The sequence below is a fragment of the Lentilactobacillus kisonensis DSM 19906 = JCM 15041 genome (assembly GCF_001434135.1).
In the GTDB taxonomy this organism is placed as follows: Bacteria; Bacillota; Bacilli; order Lactobacillales; family Lactobacillaceae; genus Lentilactobacillus; species Lentilactobacillus kisonensis.
Genome location: NZ_AZEB01000083.1, coordinates 1 through 1,076, shown reverse-complemented (window position 1 = coordinate 1,076; position 1,076 = coordinate 1). Strand labels below are relative to the sequence as shown.

The following is a 1,076-nucleotide window of genomic DNA, read 5'->3' as shown; positions in this document are numbered from 1 at the left end:
GCAATGCTGCGAGCCCAATGGTACTGAGCATCCCGATGACGCCTAGAAGCGCCATGTCATCATTTGCTTGATCACCAGTCTGCGGCAACCGTTTGGCGGCCAATTGATTGGCTGACTGCAATTGCTTTGAAGCTGATGGTTGCTTTGGTTCATTAATTGAACGGGGTCCAAATACCCCGGCAACCTTCACGGGTTCATTAGCTAACCGTTGTGTCTTCATCCGACCAGTTGACCGTGCCGACGTCCGTGGAATTTCTTTCACAGGCTTATTCGTCATTGGCCGTTTCCCAGGCTTAGCTGGCTGATGCGTCGTTGTCGTCGTAGTTGGCTTCTTCGGCTGCGTCGTTGGCTGGTTCGGTTCCTGGGTCGGTTGCGTCGTTGGCTGCGTTGGTTGAGCCGGTTGGGTTGGCTGGTTCGGCGTCGTTGGTTGAACTGGGTTTGTCGGTTGCACCGGATTAGTTGGTTGCACCGGCGTCGTTGGCTGCGTTGCTAATTGATACGTGATGTACGTATCCTTATCCGGCGTTGCGTATGGCGCGGTTGGGGCCAAGTAGCCCTTACTTGGGTCACTCGGATCAAAGATCGTCAAGGCCTTGCCACCGGAAACCGCATTGTAGCCTTTAATGTAAGGCACAATTGCCGTCGTCGGTGTCAAAATGGCCGCTGGGTTCTTCGGATCGTTCGGATAAATACTGTTGGTAACATCACCCTTACCCGTTGGTGGCGTGATGACGTACTTGCCAATTAGCCGGTAAACGTAGTTCAACGTCACGTCCCCAGTGGCGATCTTCCCGTTTGGATTCGTTGGTGACTTGATCAAGTAGTACTTCGGAACAACGATCGCATTGGAACCATAATCGTCGCCAGTCTTCAAGTCATCCTTAGTCGTCGCCGGGGAAACTGCATGGCCCGCTTCATCAACGTAATTGACAATAACCTTGTAAGCCGCCGTAATCGCCAACTTCCCAGGCACAACTTCAATGTTGTAGTTCGGGTTGGCAGCCGGATCGAAAGTGGCAGTCATATCGTAATTGCCGACCTCAATGTCCTTGCTGATGTCAGTGAGGGTATACTTC

1 protein-coding gene is annotated in these 1,076 nt (G+C 52.5%); it reads right to left on the bottom strand.

All coding sequences use genetic code 11. The features are described from left to right. Positions 1-1,076 (bottom strand): MucBP domain-containing protein (locus FC98_RS13755; protein ID WP_156637343.1); only part of this gene is annotated, 1,076 nt, incomplete at both ends.